This is a genomic window from Streptomyces sp. NPDC006134, from assembly GCF_040628835.1.
Classification (GTDB): domain Bacteria; phylum Actinomycetota; class Actinomycetes; order Streptomycetales; family Streptomycetaceae; genus Streptomyces.
Window position 1 is genome coordinate 26,504 of record NZ_JBEXTV010000051.1, and the last position, 14,838, is coordinate 41,341.

Consider the following 14,838-nt stretch of genomic DNA (forward strand, 5'->3'; position numbering starts at 1 on the left):
GCCCGTGACCGGACGATGAGGTGGGGTAACCATGAACGCGCCGTACGACGGTGACCGCGGCCAGGCCGTGGGCAGCTCGGGCTACCCCGAGGGCCCGCCGCCCGAGCAGGGCCAGGCGCCGCCGGAGCACCCCGCGGACATGTACCTCCAGGACGCCTACGACCAGGACCCCTACCGGTCCCAGGACCTCTCCGCGCAGGACCCGGTCGCCGAGGCGCTCTACGACCGCGCCGCGCACCCCCCGCCGTCCCCCGGCGCCCACCCGCCGCAGCAGCCGCTGTACGGCCGGCCGCCCCAGTCGCCGTACGCGCCCGACCCGCACGTGTGGGCCCAGCCCCCGGCGCCGGAGCCGGAGGGCCCCACCCAGTACCTGCCGTACGGCGACGATCCGCGCACGACCCAGTTCGTGGGCGTGGACGACCTGGTCTCCCACGCCGGCGAGCAGCGCCACGAGCCGGATGCCTTCGCGCACCTGTTCAGGGATCAGCAGCAGGGCGGCGGCCACCCGTCGTACGAACCGCCGTCCGTGCCGGGACCCTCGCAGACGCCCGGCCCGTACGGAGGCGCTCCGGCCCACGGCCCGTACGCGGCGGCGCAGGGGCAGGGACCGTACGGTGCGGCAACTCCAGGACAGAGCCAGGACCAGGGCCAGTACGGCGCGCCCCAGCCCCAGACCCAGTACGGCGAGGCCCAGGCGCCCGGGCCGTACGCGGCGGCGGGCCCCGGCCCGTACGCCACCGTGCCGCCCCCGGTGGTCGAGGAACCCGCTCAGGAAACGGCACCCGCTCCCGCACCGGCCGCCGCCCCGAAGAAGAGCGGCCGTGCCTCGGGCCTGCTGAAGTCCAGCGCCATAATGGCGGCGGGCACGATGGTCTCCCGGCTCACCGGGTTCGTCCGCTCCGCGATGATCGTCTCGGCGCTGGGCGTCGGCCTGCTCGGCGACACGTTCCAGGTCGCCTACCAGCTGCCGACGATGATCTACATCCTGACCGTCGGCGGCGGACTCAACTCGGTCTTCGTACCGCAGCTGGTGCGGGCCATGAAGGAGGACGAGGACGGCGGCGAGGCCTACGCCAACCGTCTGCTGACCCTGGTCATGGTGGCGCTCGGCGCGCTCACGGTGATCGCGGTCTTCGCGGCGCCGCTTTTGATCCGCCTGCTCTCCAACTCCGTCGCCAGCGACCCGGCCGCCAACGAGGTCGGCATCACCTTCGTCCGCTACTTCCTGCCCTCGATCTTCTTCATGGGCCTGCACGTGGTGATGGGCCAGATCCTCAACGCCCGTGGCCGGTTCGGCGCGATGATGTGGACGCCCGTCCTGAACAACATCGTCATCATCGTGACGCTGGGCATGTTCATCTGGGTCTACGGCACCGCGGCGAACTCCGGGATGAAGGTCACGAACATCCCGCCGGAGGGCGAGCGGCTGCTCGGCATCGGCGTACTGCTGGGTCTCGTCGTGCAGGCGCTGGCGATGATCCCGTATCTGCGCGAGACCGGCTTCCGGCTGCGGCTGCGCTTCGACTGGAAGGGACACGGTCTCGGCAAGGCCGTGACGCTCGCCAAGTGGACGGTGCTGTTCGTCCTCGCCAACCAGGCGGGCGCCATGATCGTCATCCAGCTGTCCACCGCGGCGGGAGAAACGTCGCCCGTCGACGGCACGGGCTTCGCCGCCTACGCCAACGCCCAGCTGATCTGGGGCCTGCCCCAGGCCATCATCACCGTCTCCCTGATGGCGGCCCTGCTGCCCCGCCTCTCCCGCTCGGCGGCCGAGAACGACGGCGGAGCGGTACGCGACGACATCTCCCAGGGCCTGCGCACCACGGCGGTCGCCATCGTGCCCGTCGCCTTCGGGTTCGTCTCCCTCGGCATCCCGATGTGCACGCTCATGTTCGGTTCTTCGGGCACGAGCGAAGCCACCAACATGGGCTACATGCTGATGGCGTTCGGCCTCGGCCTGATCCCGTACTCCGTGCAGTACGTCGTCCTGCGTGCCTTCTACGCCTACGAGGACACCCGGACGCCCTTCTACAACACGGTCATCGTGGCCGCGGTCAACGCCGGTGCCTCGGCCCTGTGTTACTTCCTGATCCCGCCGCGCTGGGCCGTGGTCGGCATGGCGGCCTCCTACGGCCTGGCCTACGCGATCGGCGTCGGTGTCGCCTGGCGCCGGCTGCGCAAGCGGCTCGGCGGGGACCTGGACGGCTCCCGGGTGCTGCGCACGTACGCCCGGCTGGGCATCGCGTCGGTGCCGGCCGCCCTCCTCAGCGGAGCGGCCTGCTACGGCATCAGCCGCACCCTCGGCCAGGGCGTCATCGGTTCCTTCGCCGCGCTGGCGGCCGGGGGGATCGTCCTGCTCGGTGTCTTCTACGTCGCCGCCCGCCGCATGCGGATCGAGGAACTGAACTCGCTCGTGGGCACGGTGCGCGGGCGGCTGGGACGCTGAGACGGGGGGTAGGCGCACAACCATCGTCCGCCCCCGTGTGTCGTGCATAGCGGCGGACTGTGGGCACAATTGGTCTCGGCGTCGGACGGCGCGCAACGAGTGCCGGCCGGCGCGCAACGAATGGGGAGGCAGGAACGACGGTGGCGGAACGGAGCACGGCTGCCGTCGACGTGGCAGACACCAGCGGCGAGCAGTCGCTGACCGCACAGGCGGACCAGTCCACGGCCGACGGGGTGGCCCAGAACCGGGAGCGGGACACGGAAAGCGACGAGGTACAGGGAAGCGCCCGGACCGAGGGTTCCGGCAAGGTCCCGGTTCCCGAACTGCACAGCGGCCACAAGCTCGCCAGGCGTTACCGCCTCGAGGAGTGCGTCACCCGTCTGGACGGATTCAGCAGTTGGCGGGCCGTGGACGAGAAGCTCCGCCGCGCCGTCGGCGTCCACGTCCTCCCCGCGAACCACGCGCGGGCCCGCTCCGTGCTGGCCGCCGCCCGCTCCTCCGCGCTGCTCGGGGACCCCCGCTTCGTCCAGGTGCTGGACGCCGTGGAGGAGAACGACCTCGTCTACGTCGTCCACGAGTGGCTCCCCGACGCCACCGAGCTGACCGCGCTCCTCGCCGCCGGCCCGCTGGAGCCGTACGACGCCTACCAGATGGTCAGCCAGGTCGCCGCCGCCATGGCCGCCGCCCACCGCGAGGGCCTCGCCCACCTCCGCCTGAACCCCAACGCGGTCCTGCGCACGTCGACCGGCCAGTGGCGCATCCGCGGCCTCGCGGTGAACGCCGCGCTGCGCGGCATCGTCTCCGACACCCCGCAGCGCGCCGACACCGAGGCCGTCGGCGCTCTGCTGTACGCGGCGCTCACCCAGCGGTGGCCGTACGAGAACGACGCCTACGGCCTGTCCGGCCTGCCCAAGGACCTCGGTCTGATCCCGCCCGACCAGGTGCGTGCCGGTGTCCACCGCGGTCTGTCCGAGCTCGCCATGCGGGCGCTCGTCAACGACGGCGCCACCGCCTCCCGCCACGAGTCCCCCTGCACCACACCGGAGGAGCTGGTCAAGGCGATCGGCGAGATGCCGCGCATCCGCCCGCCGGAGCCGGCGTTCACCGCACCGCCGGAGTACCAGCACACGACGTACCAGCAGGGAGCCTACGGCCGGTCGGCTCCGCATGCCGGCGTCACCCAGCCGGTCCCCACTCCGCCGCCCCCGTTGCAGAGCCGCACCGGCAAGGCCCTCAAGTGGGCCGTCTCCGCGCTCCTCATCGCCGCCCTGGGCCTGGGGAGCTGGCAGCTGGCGGACGCGCTGATGGAACGGGGCGGCAAGGCCGACGACCAGAACCAGACGCAGACCACGGACGAGAGCGACAAGAACAAGGCACGGACCAAGCCGGTCAAGCCGTTCGTGATCCACGCGGCGCAGGAGTTCGTCGCCAAGGGTGACGCCCAGCACCCGGCGGACGTCGGCAAGACCTACGACGGCGACAGCTCGTCGTACTGGCGGACCAACAGCTTCATCGACGGCCCGGTCCTCGCCCCGTACAAACCGGGTGTGGGCATCGTCTACGACCTCGGCTCGGCACAGGAGATCTCGACCGCGGACATAGGGCTCTACTACGGCGGCAACCACACGACGGTCGAGCTGTACGCGGCCGACTCCTTGCAGCCGCCCTCGCTCGACGCGATGCAGAAGATCGGCACCGTCACGACGAGCGGGAACAACGCGGTGGTGAAGGTCACCAAGCAGGTCAAGACCCAGTACGTACTCGTATGGCTCACGGCCCTGCCGTACGCATCCGGTGACGAGTACAGCAACGCCGGTTACAAGCAGGCCATCACCGATGTGACCTTCAAGGGCTGAGAGCCGGACGGACACCAGGGGGGAGGTTCGATGACCGATGGCACCGCCTACGGCGGCAGCAGCGATCAGGACCTCCTGGCCCGACACGTGGCAGGTGACCCGGACGCTTTCGGCGAACTCGTCCGCCGCCACCGCGACCGTCTCTGGGCCGTGGCCCTGCGGACGCTGGGAGACCGCGAGGAGGCCGCCGACGCCGTCCAGGACGCCCTTGTCTCCGCCTATCGGGCCGCCCACACCTTCCGAGGCCAGTCGGCCGTCACCACGTGGCTTCACCGCATCACGGTGAACGCCTGTCTCGACCGCGCCCGCAAAGCGGCCTCCCGGAGGACGGCCCCGGTCGAGGACACCGAGCGTCTGGAGCAGCTGCTGGAGCCGCACGAGTCGGCCTCGGCGCCCGCCGAACGCAACGATCTGCACCGCCGGCTGCTGGCGGCCCTGGCCACCCTGCCGCCCGAGCAGCGCGCGGCGCTCGTCCTGGTGGACATGCAGGGCTACCCGGTGGCCGAGGCCGCCCGGATCCTGGAGGTGCCGACCGGCACGGTGAAGAGCCGGTGCGCCCGGGGGAGAGCACGACTCCTGCCGTTGCTCACCGATCTGCGCCCCGAAGGCGGCACCGGCGGCGGAAAGCCGGCGGACACGGAACGGAACCAGACGACGGGGACATCCGTCCCACCCGCGGCGGGACCTCCCAAGGCGGGGCCGCCGGACGCAGGGCCAAGCGATTCAGCCGCAGTGAAGGGCGGAGGTGGACGAGCGTGACGTCGTCGCCGACGGACATGAGCGGGCACCCGGACGTCGCGGAGATCTCCGACCTCGCCGAGGGCCTGCTGCCACCTCCACGCACCACCGATGTACGGCGGCACTTGGACACGTGCGAGCTCTGCGCGGACGTCTACGCATCGCTGGAGGAGATCCGGGGGCTGCTCGGCACAGTGCCGGGACCCCCACGCATGCCCGCCGACGTGGCCGGCCGTATCGACGCCGCCCTCGCGGCGGAAGCACTGCTCAGCGCCACGACACCCGAGCCCGGAGAGGTCTCGGCGGCCAAGGTGGCGCTCCCCGAGCCGCAGAGGAGCGACCGCGCCCCTGTTTCACGTGAAACACCGGCACCGGCCGACCGTCCTGCCGGCAGCGCCCGCCGCTCCACCACGGGACCGGGCCGCAAGGACGGCAAGCGGAGCGGGCGGCGCAGGATCGCCGCCCTCGGTGCCGTGTTCGCGGCGGCCGCTCTGGGACTCGGCACCGTGGTCGTGTCGTCCCTCGATGACGGTACGCCGCCGGGGGAGACAGGCGGCCACCGGTCCTCGGCCGCGGACACCTTCTCCGAGGGGAAGCTCCAGCGGCAGGTCTCCGCCCTCCTGGCCGAGAGGCAGGGAGAGCGGAGCGAGTCCCGCACGCCGCGCAGCCTCGGTGCCCAGACCGAGCCGGAGAGCGGCAACCGCGTCTTCACCCAGCCTGCGGTCCCCGCGTGCGTCCAGCAGGGCATCGGCCGGGAAGACCCGCCGCTCGCCACGGAGGAGGGCGTCTACCAGGGCAGGAAGGCGCTGCTCCTCGTGTTGTCCGAGATCTCCGACGACCGCAGGGTCACCGTCTACATCGTCGAGACAGCATGTGTGGACGATCCCTCGACCGGCGCGGCCAAGGTGCTCCTGAAACGCTCGTACACTCCCTGAGACTCACGCTTGGTCTTCGCCGTACGGACCACCGGCTCGGTACGGCTTCCCTGCGTGCCCGTCCGCCCTCTCCGTGTGCCCGGGCACAGCGGGAATGCACGCCCCTTAGGATCCGTTGGGTGGGGTGAGAGTTCCCAGAGAAGCTCCCCCAGGCCGTATGACGCAGTCCAGAGACGAGGAATCAAGCCGTGAGCGACGTCCGTAACGTGATCATCATCGGCTCCGGGCCCGCCGGCTACACGGCGGCGCTCTACACCGCGCGCGCGTCGCTGAAGCCACTGGTGTTCGAGGGCGCCGTCACCGCCGGTGGCGCGCTGATGAACACGACCGAGGTGGAGAACTTCCCGGGCTTCCAGGACGGCATCATGGGCCCCGAGCTCATGGACAACATGCGTGCCCAGGCCGAGCGCTTCGGTGCCGAGCTCGTTCCGGACGACATCGTCGCCGTCGACCTGACCGGCGAGATCAAGACCGTCACCGACACCGCGGGCACGGTCCATCGGGCCAAGGCCGTGATCGTCGCCACCGGATCGCAGCACCGCAAGCTCGGCCTGCCGAACGAGGACGCCCTCTCCGGCCGCGGGGTCTCCTGGTGCGCCACCTGCGACGGCTTCTTCTTCAAGGACCAGGACATCGCCGTCATCGGTGGCGGTGACACCGCGATGGAGGAAGCCACGTTCCTCTCCCGCTTCGCCAAGTCCGTGACGATCGTCCACCGCCGGGACACCCTGCGCGCCTCCAAGGCGATGCAGGAGCGTGCCTTCGCCGACCCGAAGATCAGCTTCATCTGGGACAGCGAGGTCGCCGAGATCCAGGGCGAGCAGAAGCTGTCGGGCCTGAAGCTGCGCAACGTGAAGACCGGCGAGCTCTCGGACCTGGCGGTGACCGGCCTGTTCATCGCGATCGGCCACGACCCGCGCACCGAGCTCTTCAAGGGCCAGCTGGAGCTGGACGAGGAGGGCTACCTGAAGGTCGCCGCTCCCTCGACGCGCACGAACGTGACCGGTGTCTTCGCCGCCGGTGACGTGGTCGACCACACCTACCGCCAGGCGATCACCGCGGCCGGTACCGGCTGCTCCGCCGCGCTGGACGCCGAGCGCTTCCTCGCCGCGCTGGCCGACGTGGACCAGGCCGAGCCCGAGAAGACCACTGTCTGACCCCCCATTCGCCACGCACCAACCAGTTAAGGAGCCCGCCGTGGCCGGCACCCTGAAGAATGTGACCGACGACTCCTTCGAGCAGGACGTCCTCAAGAGCGACAAGCCCGTGCTGGTGGACTTCTGGGCCGCCTGGTGCGGTCCCTGCCGCCAGATTGCGCCGTCCCTGGAGGCGATCGCCGCCGAGTACGGTGACAAGATCGAGGTCGTCAAGCTGAACATCGACGAGAACCCGGGTACGGCCGCCAAGTACGGCGTCATGTCCATCCCGACCCTGAACGTCTACCAGGGTGGCGAGGTCGCCAAGACCATCGTCGGCGCCAAGCCCAAGGCCGCGCTCGTGCGCGACCTTGAGGAGTTCATCGCCGAGTGACGTTTCACGGAACCTGGTTTCACGTGAAACACGAAGGGGCCGGCCCGGCAGGGCCGGCCCCTTCGTCCATCGTCGCTCCGGTGGTGGTTCTTCTCAGAGCGGCCTGAGAGCCGGTTCCTTCTGCACCGCGCCGAGCAGCCGGTCGAGTGCCATCTCCACGTCTTCCTTCCACGACAGCGTGGACCGCAGCTCCAAGCGGAGCCGCGGGTGTGTGGGGTGCGGCCGGACCGTCTTGAAGCCCACCGCCAGCAGATGGTCGGCCGGGAGCAGGCAGGCCGGCTCTTTCCAGCGGGCGTCTCCGAACGCCTCGATCGCCTTGAACCCCCGCCGCAGGAGATCCTTGGCGACGGTCTGGACCATGACGCGGCCCAGCCCCTGGCCCTGGTAGCCCGGCATGATGAACGCGGTGATCAGCTGCACGGCATCGGGTGAGACGGGACTCGTGGGGAACGCCGTGGAGCGTGGCACATAGGCGGGAGGGGCATAGAGCACGAAGCCCACCGGTACGTCGTCGACGTAGACGACCCGGCCGCAGGACCCCCAGTCCAGCAGCACCGCGGAGATCCAGGCTTCCTTCTCCAGGGCAGATGTGCCCGCCTTTACCGCGGCCTCGCCGCTGACGGGGTCCAGCTCCCAGAAGACACACGAGCGACAGCGCTGGGGAAGGTCCTGAAGGTTGTCCAACGTGAGCGGTACGAGCCGACGCCCCATGAAGGCTGTTCCTCGCTTCCTAGGCCCGCCGCGCTGCGGGCGGCTGTCAGAGCACTCCGTTCCCTGAGCAGGCTGCCGATGAACCCGCCGACCGCGCCCAGCCCCAGCCCTGCGCCCACCAGCCCGGTCCGGCTCATCGTTCGCATGGCCCCATGCCTTCCTCTCAGAGGTTCCAGCAGGTGAGTGCGCCATACCCGCACGCATCGTATCCACGATGCGATTCCCTCGAAACCGAGGGAAAGCAAAAGGGCGGGCCTGTTCCGGTACACACCGGACACGGTCCGCCCTGTCACCTGCGGGGCGGCACCAGCCGCCCCGCCCACCCGGAGATCAGGAATCCGTCTCCTCGGAATCACTCTCCTGCAGCTTCTGCTGGAGCACCGGCCCCTCGCCGGGAGCCAGGGTGCCCAGGATGCGTTCGAGGTCCTCCAGGGAGGCGAACTCGACCGTGATCTTGCCCTTCTTCTGCCCCAGGTCGACCTTCACCCGCGTCTCGAAGCGGTCCGAGAGCCGCGTCGCGAGGTCGGTGAGAGCCGGAGAGACCCGGGAGCCGGCCCGCGGCCCCTTCGAGCGCTGCGGCTTCTGCGGCCGGGAACCCATCAGGGTCACGATCTCTTCGACAGCCCGGACCGACAGTCCTTCGGCCACGATCCGATGGGCCAGCCGGTCCTGCTCCTCCGGGTCCTCCACCGCCAGCAGCGCCCGCGCGTGTCCGGCCGAGAGCACTCCGGCGGCGACCCGTCGCTGGACCGCCGACGAGAGCTTCAGCAGACGCAGCGTGTTGGAGACCTGCGGGCGGGAACGGCCGATGCGGTCCGCCAGCTGGTCGTGGGTGCAGTTGAACTCGTTCAGCAGCTGGTCGTAGGCGGCGGCCTCTTCCAGCGGGTTGAGCTGAGCCCGGTGCAGGTTCTCCAGGAGAGCGTCCAGGAGAAGCTTCTCGTCCTCCGTGGCCCGCACGATCGCGGGGATCACCTTCAGTCCCGCCTCACGGCATGCACGCCAGCGGCGCTCACCCATGATGAGCTCGTAGCGCGCCGGACCCACCTGCCGGACGACGACCGGCTGGAGGAGACCGACCTCCTTGATGGAGGTGACGAGCTCCGCCAGGGCGTCCTCGTCGAACACCACACGCGGCTGCCGAGGATTCGGCGTGATGGCGTCGAGAGGAATCTCCGCGAAATGTGCTCCCAGGGGAGACGCGGGAACCTCCGTGGCGGTCCCTGCGGACTGCTCTGTTTCACGTGAAACACGCGGCAGTGTGGCCACCTTCGCCGCGGCCACCCCACGGTCGGTCGTCAGCCCGGGGACCGTCGCAGGAGAGGGGGAAGCGGCACTCCCCAGCGCGGCCGAAGCCACCGTCTTCTCCGTCGGGGCAGGAGGAATCAGAGCGCCGAGACCACGACCCAACCCCCTTCGTCGCTCGCTCACTGCATCCCCTCCACCATGTTCGGGTTGTTCTGGGCGCCGATGTGGGCGTGGGTCGGGTCGTAGCTGACGCCGACACCCCTCAGCGCGATTTCTCGTGCCGCCTCCAGATAGGAGAGGGCACCACTTGATCCTGGATCGTAGGTCAGCACGGTCTGCCCATAGCTCGGTGCCTCCGAGATACGGACCGACCGCGGAATGCTCGTCCGCAGCACCTCGTCACCGAAGTGGTTGCGCACCTCTTCCGCGACCTGAGAAGCGAGCCGTGTCCGGCCGTCGTACATGGTGAGCAGGATCGTCGACACATGGAGCGTGGGGTTGAGGTGCCCCCGCACCAGGTCGACGTTCCGCAGCAGCTGCCCCAGGCCTTCCAGCGCGTAGTACTCACACTGAATGGGGATCAGCACCTCCTGGCCGGCGACGAGGGCGTTGACCGTCAGCAGGCCCAGGGACGGCGGGCAGTCGATGAGGATGTAGTCCAGCGGCTGCTCGTAGGCCTGGATCGCCCGCTGTAGCCGGCTTTCCCGCGCCACCAGCGACACCAGCTCGATCTCCGCACCGGCGAGATCGATGGTGGCGGGAGCACAGAAGAGACCTTCGACGTCAAGGACCGGCTGGACGACGTCCGAGAGCGGTTTGCTCTCGACCAGCACGTCGTAGATGGACGGAACCTCGGCATGGTGATCGATACCCAGAGCGGTGGACGCGTTGCCCTGGGGGTCGAGGTCGATCACCAGGACGCGCCCGCCGTGCAGGGCCAGCGACGCCGCCAGGTTGACGGTCGTCGTCGTCTTGCCGACGCCGCCCTTCTGGTTGGCGACCACGATGATCCGGGTCTGTTCGGGCCGCGGCATGCCCTCGCCGGCGCGGCCCAGAGCCTCCACCGCCAGCTGGGCAGCTCGACCGATCGGAGTGTCGTCCATCGGGGGCGGCGTTTCACGTGAAACATCCGCTCCCATCGACTCGGTACGGGGACCGGGGACCGGATCGGTCATCGGCCCCGCGATATTGGCGTCGGACCGCAAGGATTCACTCTCCTCGACTTCAGGCTCGCAATGAACAGAGCCTCCCATGCCTTCGGGGTCGTGAACCAGTGAGGTCTGATCTTCTGTGGAGAAATCCACCTCTGTGGACATCTCCGTGACCTCCACGAGGGAAGGGGCTTCGTCTTCGGCGGGAGACTGCTCCCCGGGCGTCTTCGACGACGTGAGAGACCCCAGAGGCTTACGGTCGCGGGGTTCGGCCGCAGCGCGGCCCCGATCGATGATGCCGTGCAGCAGTGAGCGACGTTTCACGTGAAACACGATGCACAGCCGCCTTGGTCGATCTGTCGCGACACTCCGGCGTGCGTAGGTTTGGCGGCTTGTGTGGAGTACGTCTCGTCGGCGGTCCTCTCCGCCCCGCCGGTGTCACCCGGCCGGCCGCCGACGCGCTTCCGCTCCCGCCCGGCCCGGCTACCCCCGGCGACGCCGGGCCCTCCCCGTCCGGGCCGCCTTCGCCCGTTTGGCGGCGAAGCGCACACCCCCGGGGCTTTCCCCGACCTCGACCCGCACGACCGTGGACATCGGGTCCACGATCCCCTCGCCGACGTGCAGGATGGATGTCTCCACGGCGCCCAGCTTGCTCAGCGCGGTGGCGGCACTCTTCAACTCCTCCTCGGCGGTGTCGCCCTTGAGGGCGAGCATCTCGCCGTACGGACGCAGCAGGGGAATGCCCCAGGTGGCCAGGCGATCCAGCGGTGCCACGGCCCGGGCCGTCACCACATGGACGGGCGGGAGCTTGCCCATGACCTCCTCGGCCCGGCCCCGGACGACGGTCACGTGGTCCAGGCCCAGCAGTTCCACGACCTCGGTCAGGAAGGTGGTGCGGCGCAGGAGCGGCTCCAGCAGGGTGATCTTCAGGTCGTCACGGACGAGCGCCAGCGGGATCCCGGGCAGACCGGCCCCCGAGCCCACGTCGCACACCGTGACCCCCTCGGGCACCGCCTCGGCGAGCACCGCGCAGTTGAGCAGGTGCCGCTCCCACAGCCGGGGAACCTCACGCGGGCCGATCAGGCCGCGCTGCACTCCCGCCTCGGCGAGCAGCTCCGCATAGCGGACCGCGTCCGCGAAGCGATCGCCGAACACCTCGCGGGCCTGCTCGGGCGCAGGGGGAAGCTCCGCTGCCTCCGTCACGGGGGACCGTCCTTCCGTACCGCGCCGACGCGCTGGGCGCCGACACCAGAACCACCAGAACTATCAGGCTGACAAAGACCGGCCCCGCCTGCGCAACAGACGGGGCCGGGAAAACGCGGGGCCGATCAGGCGGGCAGCACGACGACGAAGCGCTGCGGCTCCTCGCCCTCGGACTCGCTGCGCAGGCCCGCCGCCTTCACCGCGTCGTGCACGACCTTGCGCTCGAAGGGCGTCATCGGCTTGAGCCGCACGGCCTCGCCGCTGCTCTTGGCCTCGGCGGCGGCCTTGGCACCCAGCTCGGAGAGCTCGGCGCGCTTCCTGGCCCGGTAGCCCGCGATGTCGAGCATCAGCCGACTGCGGTCCCCGGTCTCCCGGAGCACGGCCAGGCGCGTGAGCTCCTGCAGAGCCTCCAGCACCTCGCCGTCACGGCCGACCAGCTTCTGCAGGTCGCGGCTGCCCGTGTCGCTGATGATCGAGACGGAGGCACGGTCGGCCTCGACGTCCATGTCGATGTCGCCGTCGAGGTCGGCGATGTCGAGCAGACCCTCCAGGTAGTCCGCCGCGATCTCACCCTCCTGCTCCAGGCGGGTCAGAGTGTCTGCGCCCTCGGCAGCGGCGGAGATGGTGCCTTCCGTCACGGGATGGACTCCTTCTTACTTCTTCGACGGGGACTTGGGCCGCTGCGGACCCTTGCGCTGTCCGGACTGGGCCTTGCTGCGGGTACCGGCGGCGGGCTTCTGCTGGCCCTTCTTGCCACCGGCGGGCTTGGTGTCCTGAGGTTCGTCGGACTTACTCAGCGAGGTCTTCGTCTCGGGCTCGCCGGCCGCCTTCGCACCGGCCTGGCGCTGCGCCTTGGTCTGCCGCTTCGGCTGCTGCCGCCTCGCGGCGGCGGCAGCGCCGGCGGCATCCGTCGCCGACACACCGTCCGCGCCCTGCGCGGCAGCCGTGGCCTCGCTCTTCACGATGGTGCCGTCGGCCTGGGCGGCCAGTCCCGCCTTGTTCAGCCCGTTGATGAACTTGCGCTCGTACTCGTTGCGGTCGCGGCCCTTGGCGACGATGGCCTTGACGATGGCCCGCTCACCGCGGCCACGGGTCTTGCCGTGGTGGACGACGCGCTTGTGCAGGCGCTCCAGGTAGGCGGCCTGAGCCTTGGAACCCGGGGTCGGGTTGTTGTGGATGACGTACATCTGCTGGCCCATGGTCCACACGTTGGTGGTCAGCCAGTAGACGAGGACACCGACCGGGAAGTTGATGCCGAAGACGGCGAACATGATCGGGAAGACGTACATCAGCATCTTCTGCTGCTGCATGAACGGCGTCTTCACCGTCGTGTCGACGTTCTTCGTCATCAGCTGGCGCTGCGTGAAGAACTGCGACGCCGACATCAGGACGATCATGATGGCCGTGATCACCCGCACGTCGGTGAGGGTGGCGCCGAGCGCCTCCACCTTGGACGAGCTGTCGGTGAACTTCGCGGCCAGCGGAGCGCCGAAGATGTGGGCCTTCTGCGCGCTGTCGAGCAGACGGTTGTTGATCACGCCGATGGTGTCGTTCGACGCGATCGCGTTGAGCACGTGGTACAGGGCGAAGAAGAACGGGGACTGCGCCAGGATGGGAAGGCACGAGGAGAGCGGGTTGGTGCCCGACTCCTTGTACAGCTTCATCATCTCTTCGGACTGACGCTGCCGGTCGTTCTTGTAGCGCTCCTGGATCTTCTTCATCTCCGGCTGGAGCGTCTGCATGGCCCGCGTCGCCTTGATCTGCTTCACGAAGAGCGGGATCAGGCAGATACGGATCAGGACCACCAGGGACACGATGGACAGGCCCCAGGCCCAGCCGGTGTCCGGGCCGAAGAGTCCGCCGTACACCTTGTGGAACTGGACGATGACCCAGGAGACGGGTGTTGTGATGAAGCTGAAGAGGCTGGCAATCGTGTCCACTAATCATGCTCCTTGGGCATGGGACGAGGTCTCTGCGGCCGGGCCCGGAGGACTCGACGGACTCGCGGGAGAAGTCTGTCCCTCGGTGGCCGGTTCGGCGGCGGAGGGCCCGCCCCTGCGTGCGCGCCAGGCGTCACGCAGCATTTCGTGCCATCGCGGCCGCTTGCGCGGGGGGACGTGGTCCACCCCGCCCAGCGACCAGGGGTTGCACCGCAGGATGCGCCAGGCGGTGAGGGCCGTCCCCTTGAGGGCACCGTGCCGGTCGATGGCCGTGTAGCCGTAATGGGAACACGACGGGTAGTACTTGCACACCGGCCCGAGCAGAGGACTGATCGTCCACTGGTACAGCTTGATCAGGGCCAGCAGCGGGTACTTCATCGCGCGCCCCCTCCCAGGAGCCGCTGGAGTGCGGCGTCCAGGTCTCGGGCCAGCTGTGCATGGTCGGCGTCGCCCGCACCGGGCAGCGCTCGTACGACTACCAGGCTACCGGGGGGAAACAGACCGATCCGCTCGCGCATCAGATGACGAAGCCTGCGCTTCACCTTGTTGCGCACCACCGCGCCACCCACGGCCTTGCTCACGACGAAACCCGCACGCGTCGGGGGAGCGCTCCCCCCAGGCGCGTGCGGGTCCGTGGCACCGCTTCGAAGGTGGACGACGAGGTGCGGGCGTCCGGCCCGACGACCTCGACGTACCGCGGTCGCGAAGTCCTCGCGCCGCCTCAGCCGGTTCTCGGTGGGCAGCACGACGTCATGACCTGACCGGGATCAGGCGGACAGACGGGCGCGACCCTTGCTGCGGCGGGACGCGAGGATCGCGCGGCCGGCACGGGTGCGCATACGCAGCCGGAAGCCGTGGGTCTTCGCGCGACGACGGTTGTTCGGCTGGAAGGTGCGCTTGCTCACTCGGGGGCTCCAGTAAAAATCGATGGTGGCGGGGTGCCGTCCTGGCTGTCACCGTGCGCCCACGAGTAGCTCGCGTTACGCCCCAGTGCACCGCTTTCCGATCACCTGACGCGATCTGTGCCCATCGGAGGCAGGCGGCAGCAGCCATCGACAACTCGACCTGGTCACGGTACGCGGG

At 69.6% G+C, this 14,838-nt stretch carries 15 protein-coding genes; 6 read left to right on the forward strand and 9 right to left on the reverse strand.

What is annotated here, in order from left to right; all coding sequences use genetic code 11:
• Nucleotides 1-31 precede the first annotated feature (31 nt).
• From murJ to trxA, 6 genes are all read left to right on the forward strand, one after another.
• The gene (gene murJ, locus ABZ340_RS27885; RefSeq protein ID WP_358784587.1) at nt 32-2,446 is read left to right on the forward strand and encodes a murein biosynthesis integral membrane protein MurJ; all 2,415 of its coding nucleotides are present in this window, start codon (nt 32-34) and stop codon (nt 2,444-2,446) included.
• A gap of 140 nt (nt 2,447-2,586) precedes the next feature.
• Nucleotides 2,587-4,302, forward strand: coding sequence for a protein kinase family protein (locus ABZ340_RS27890; protein WP_358784588.1), 1,716 nt, complete (start codon nt 2,587-2,589; stop codon nt 4,300-4,302).
• A gap of 30 nt (nt 4,303-4,332) precedes the next feature.
• On the forward strand, nt 4,333-5,061 hold the full coding sequence (gene sigM, locus ABZ340_RS27895) for an RNA polymerase sigma factor SigM (protein ID WP_358784589.1): 729 nt from the start codon (nt 4,333-4,335) through the stop codon (nt 5,059-5,061).
• 17 nt (nt 5,062-5,078) lie between these two features.
• Nucleotides 5,079-5,975, forward strand: coding sequence for a hypothetical protein (locus tag ABZ340_RS27900; protein WP_358784611.1), 897 nt, complete (start codon nt 5,079-5,081; stop codon nt 5,973-5,975).
• Between the two features lie 188 nt (nt 5,976-6,163).
• Nucleotides 6,164-7,132, forward strand: coding sequence for a thioredoxin-disulfide reductase (gene trxB, locus ABZ340_RS27905; RefSeq protein ID WP_358784590.1), 969 nt, complete (start codon nt 6,164-6,166; stop codon nt 7,130-7,132).
• Between the two features lie 40 nt (nt 7,133-7,172).
• A complete protein-coding gene (trxA, locus tag ABZ340_RS27910; protein ID WP_358784591.1) occupies nt 7,173-7,505 on the forward strand; it encodes a thioredoxin in 333 nt (110 codons plus the stop codon).
• Between the two features lie 93 nt (nt 7,506-7,598).
• On the opposite strand, the gene ABZ340_RS27915 is transcribed toward trxA, so the two are convergent.
• From ABZ340_RS27915 to rpmH, 9 genes are all read right to left on the reverse strand, one after another.
• Nucleotides 7,599-8,216, reverse strand: coding sequence for a GNAT family N-acetyltransferase (locus ABZ340_RS27915; protein ID WP_358784592.1), 618 nt, complete (start codon nt 8,214-8,216; stop codon nt 7,599-7,601).
• 330 nt (nt 8,217-8,546) lie between these two features.
• Nucleotides 8,547-9,644 carry a ParB/RepB/Spo0J family partition protein gene (locus ABZ340_RS27920; RefSeq protein WP_358784593.1) on the reverse strand — a complete coding sequence of 366 codons (1,098 nt, stop codon included), beginning with the start codon at nt 9,642-9,644 and terminating at the stop codon, nt 8,547-8,549.
• A complete protein-coding gene (locus ABZ340_RS27925; protein ID WP_358784612.1) occupies nt 9,641-10,714 on the reverse strand; it encodes a ParA family protein in 1,074 nt (357 codons plus the stop codon). The genes ABZ340_RS27920 and ABZ340_RS27925 overlap by 4 nt, the downstream gene beginning before the upstream one ends.
• A 381-nt stretch (nt 10,715-11,095) precedes the next feature.
• The gene (gene rsmG, locus ABZ340_RS27930) at nt 11,096-11,815 is read right to left on the reverse strand and encodes a 16S rRNA (guanine(527)-N(7))-methyltransferase RsmG (protein WP_358784594.1); all 720 of its coding nucleotides are present in this window, start codon (nt 11,813-11,815) and stop codon (nt 11,096-11,098) included.
• A 125-nt stretch (nt 11,816-11,940) separates the two neighbouring features.
• Complete coding sequence (locus ABZ340_RS27935; RefSeq protein WP_358784595.1) at nt 11,941-12,453, reverse strand: R3H domain-containing nucleic acid-binding protein; 513 nt, start codon at nt 12,451-12,453, stop codon at nt 11,941-11,943.
• Nucleotides 12,454-12,468: 15 nt separating this feature from the next.
• A complete protein-coding gene (gene yidC, locus ABZ340_RS27940; RefSeq protein ID WP_358784596.1) occupies nt 12,469-13,755 on the reverse strand; it encodes a membrane protein insertase YidC in 1,287 nt (428 codons plus the stop codon).
• 3 nt (nt 13,756-13,758) lie between these two features.
• Nucleotides 13,759-14,133: a membrane protein insertion efficiency factor YidD gene (gene yidD / locus ABZ340_RS27945; RefSeq protein WP_358784597.1), complete on the reverse strand. Its 375-nt coding sequence runs from the start codon at nt 14,131-14,133 to the stop codon at nt 13,759-13,761.
• Nucleotides 14,130-14,501, reverse strand: a complete 372-nt coding sequence (gene rnpA / locus ABZ340_RS27950; protein WP_358784598.1) for a ribonuclease P protein component — start codon at nt 14,499-14,501, stop codon at nt 14,130-14,132. Before rnpA ends, yidD begins: the two co-directional genes overlap by 4 nt.
• Nucleotides 14,502-14,522: 21 nt before the next feature.
• Nucleotides 14,523-14,660, reverse strand: a complete 138-nt coding sequence (gene rpmH, locus ABZ340_RS27955; RefSeq protein ID WP_003956500.1) for a 50S ribosomal protein L34 — start codon at nt 14,658-14,660, stop codon at nt 14,523-14,525.
• Between the last annotated feature and the right edge of the window lie 178 nt (nt 14,661-14,838).

Coding starts and splice junctions, on each gene's coding strand:
- murJ (WP_358784587.1), top strand. CDS start 32: ATGAACGCGCCGTACGACGGTGACCGCGGCCAGGCCGTGGGCAGCTCG.
- sigM (WP_358784589.1), top strand. CDS start 4,333: ATGACCGATGGCACCGCCTACGGCGGCAGCAGCGATCAGGACCTCCTG.
- ABZ340_RS27900 (WP_358784611.1), top strand. CDS start 5,079: ATGAGCGGGCACCCGGACGTCGCGGAGATCTCCGACCTCGCCGAGGGC.
- ABZ340_RS27915 (WP_358784592.1), bottom strand. CDS start 8,216: ATGGGGCGTCGGCTCGTACCGCTCACGTTGGACAACCTTCAGGACCTT.
- ABZ340_RS27925 (WP_358784612.1), bottom strand. CDS start 10,714: ATGGGAGGCTCTGTTCATTGCGAGCCTGAAGTCGAGGAGAGTGAATCC.
- yidD (WP_358784597.1), bottom strand. CDS start 14,133: ATGAAGTACCCGCTGCTGGCCCTGATCAAGCTGTACCAGTGGACGATC.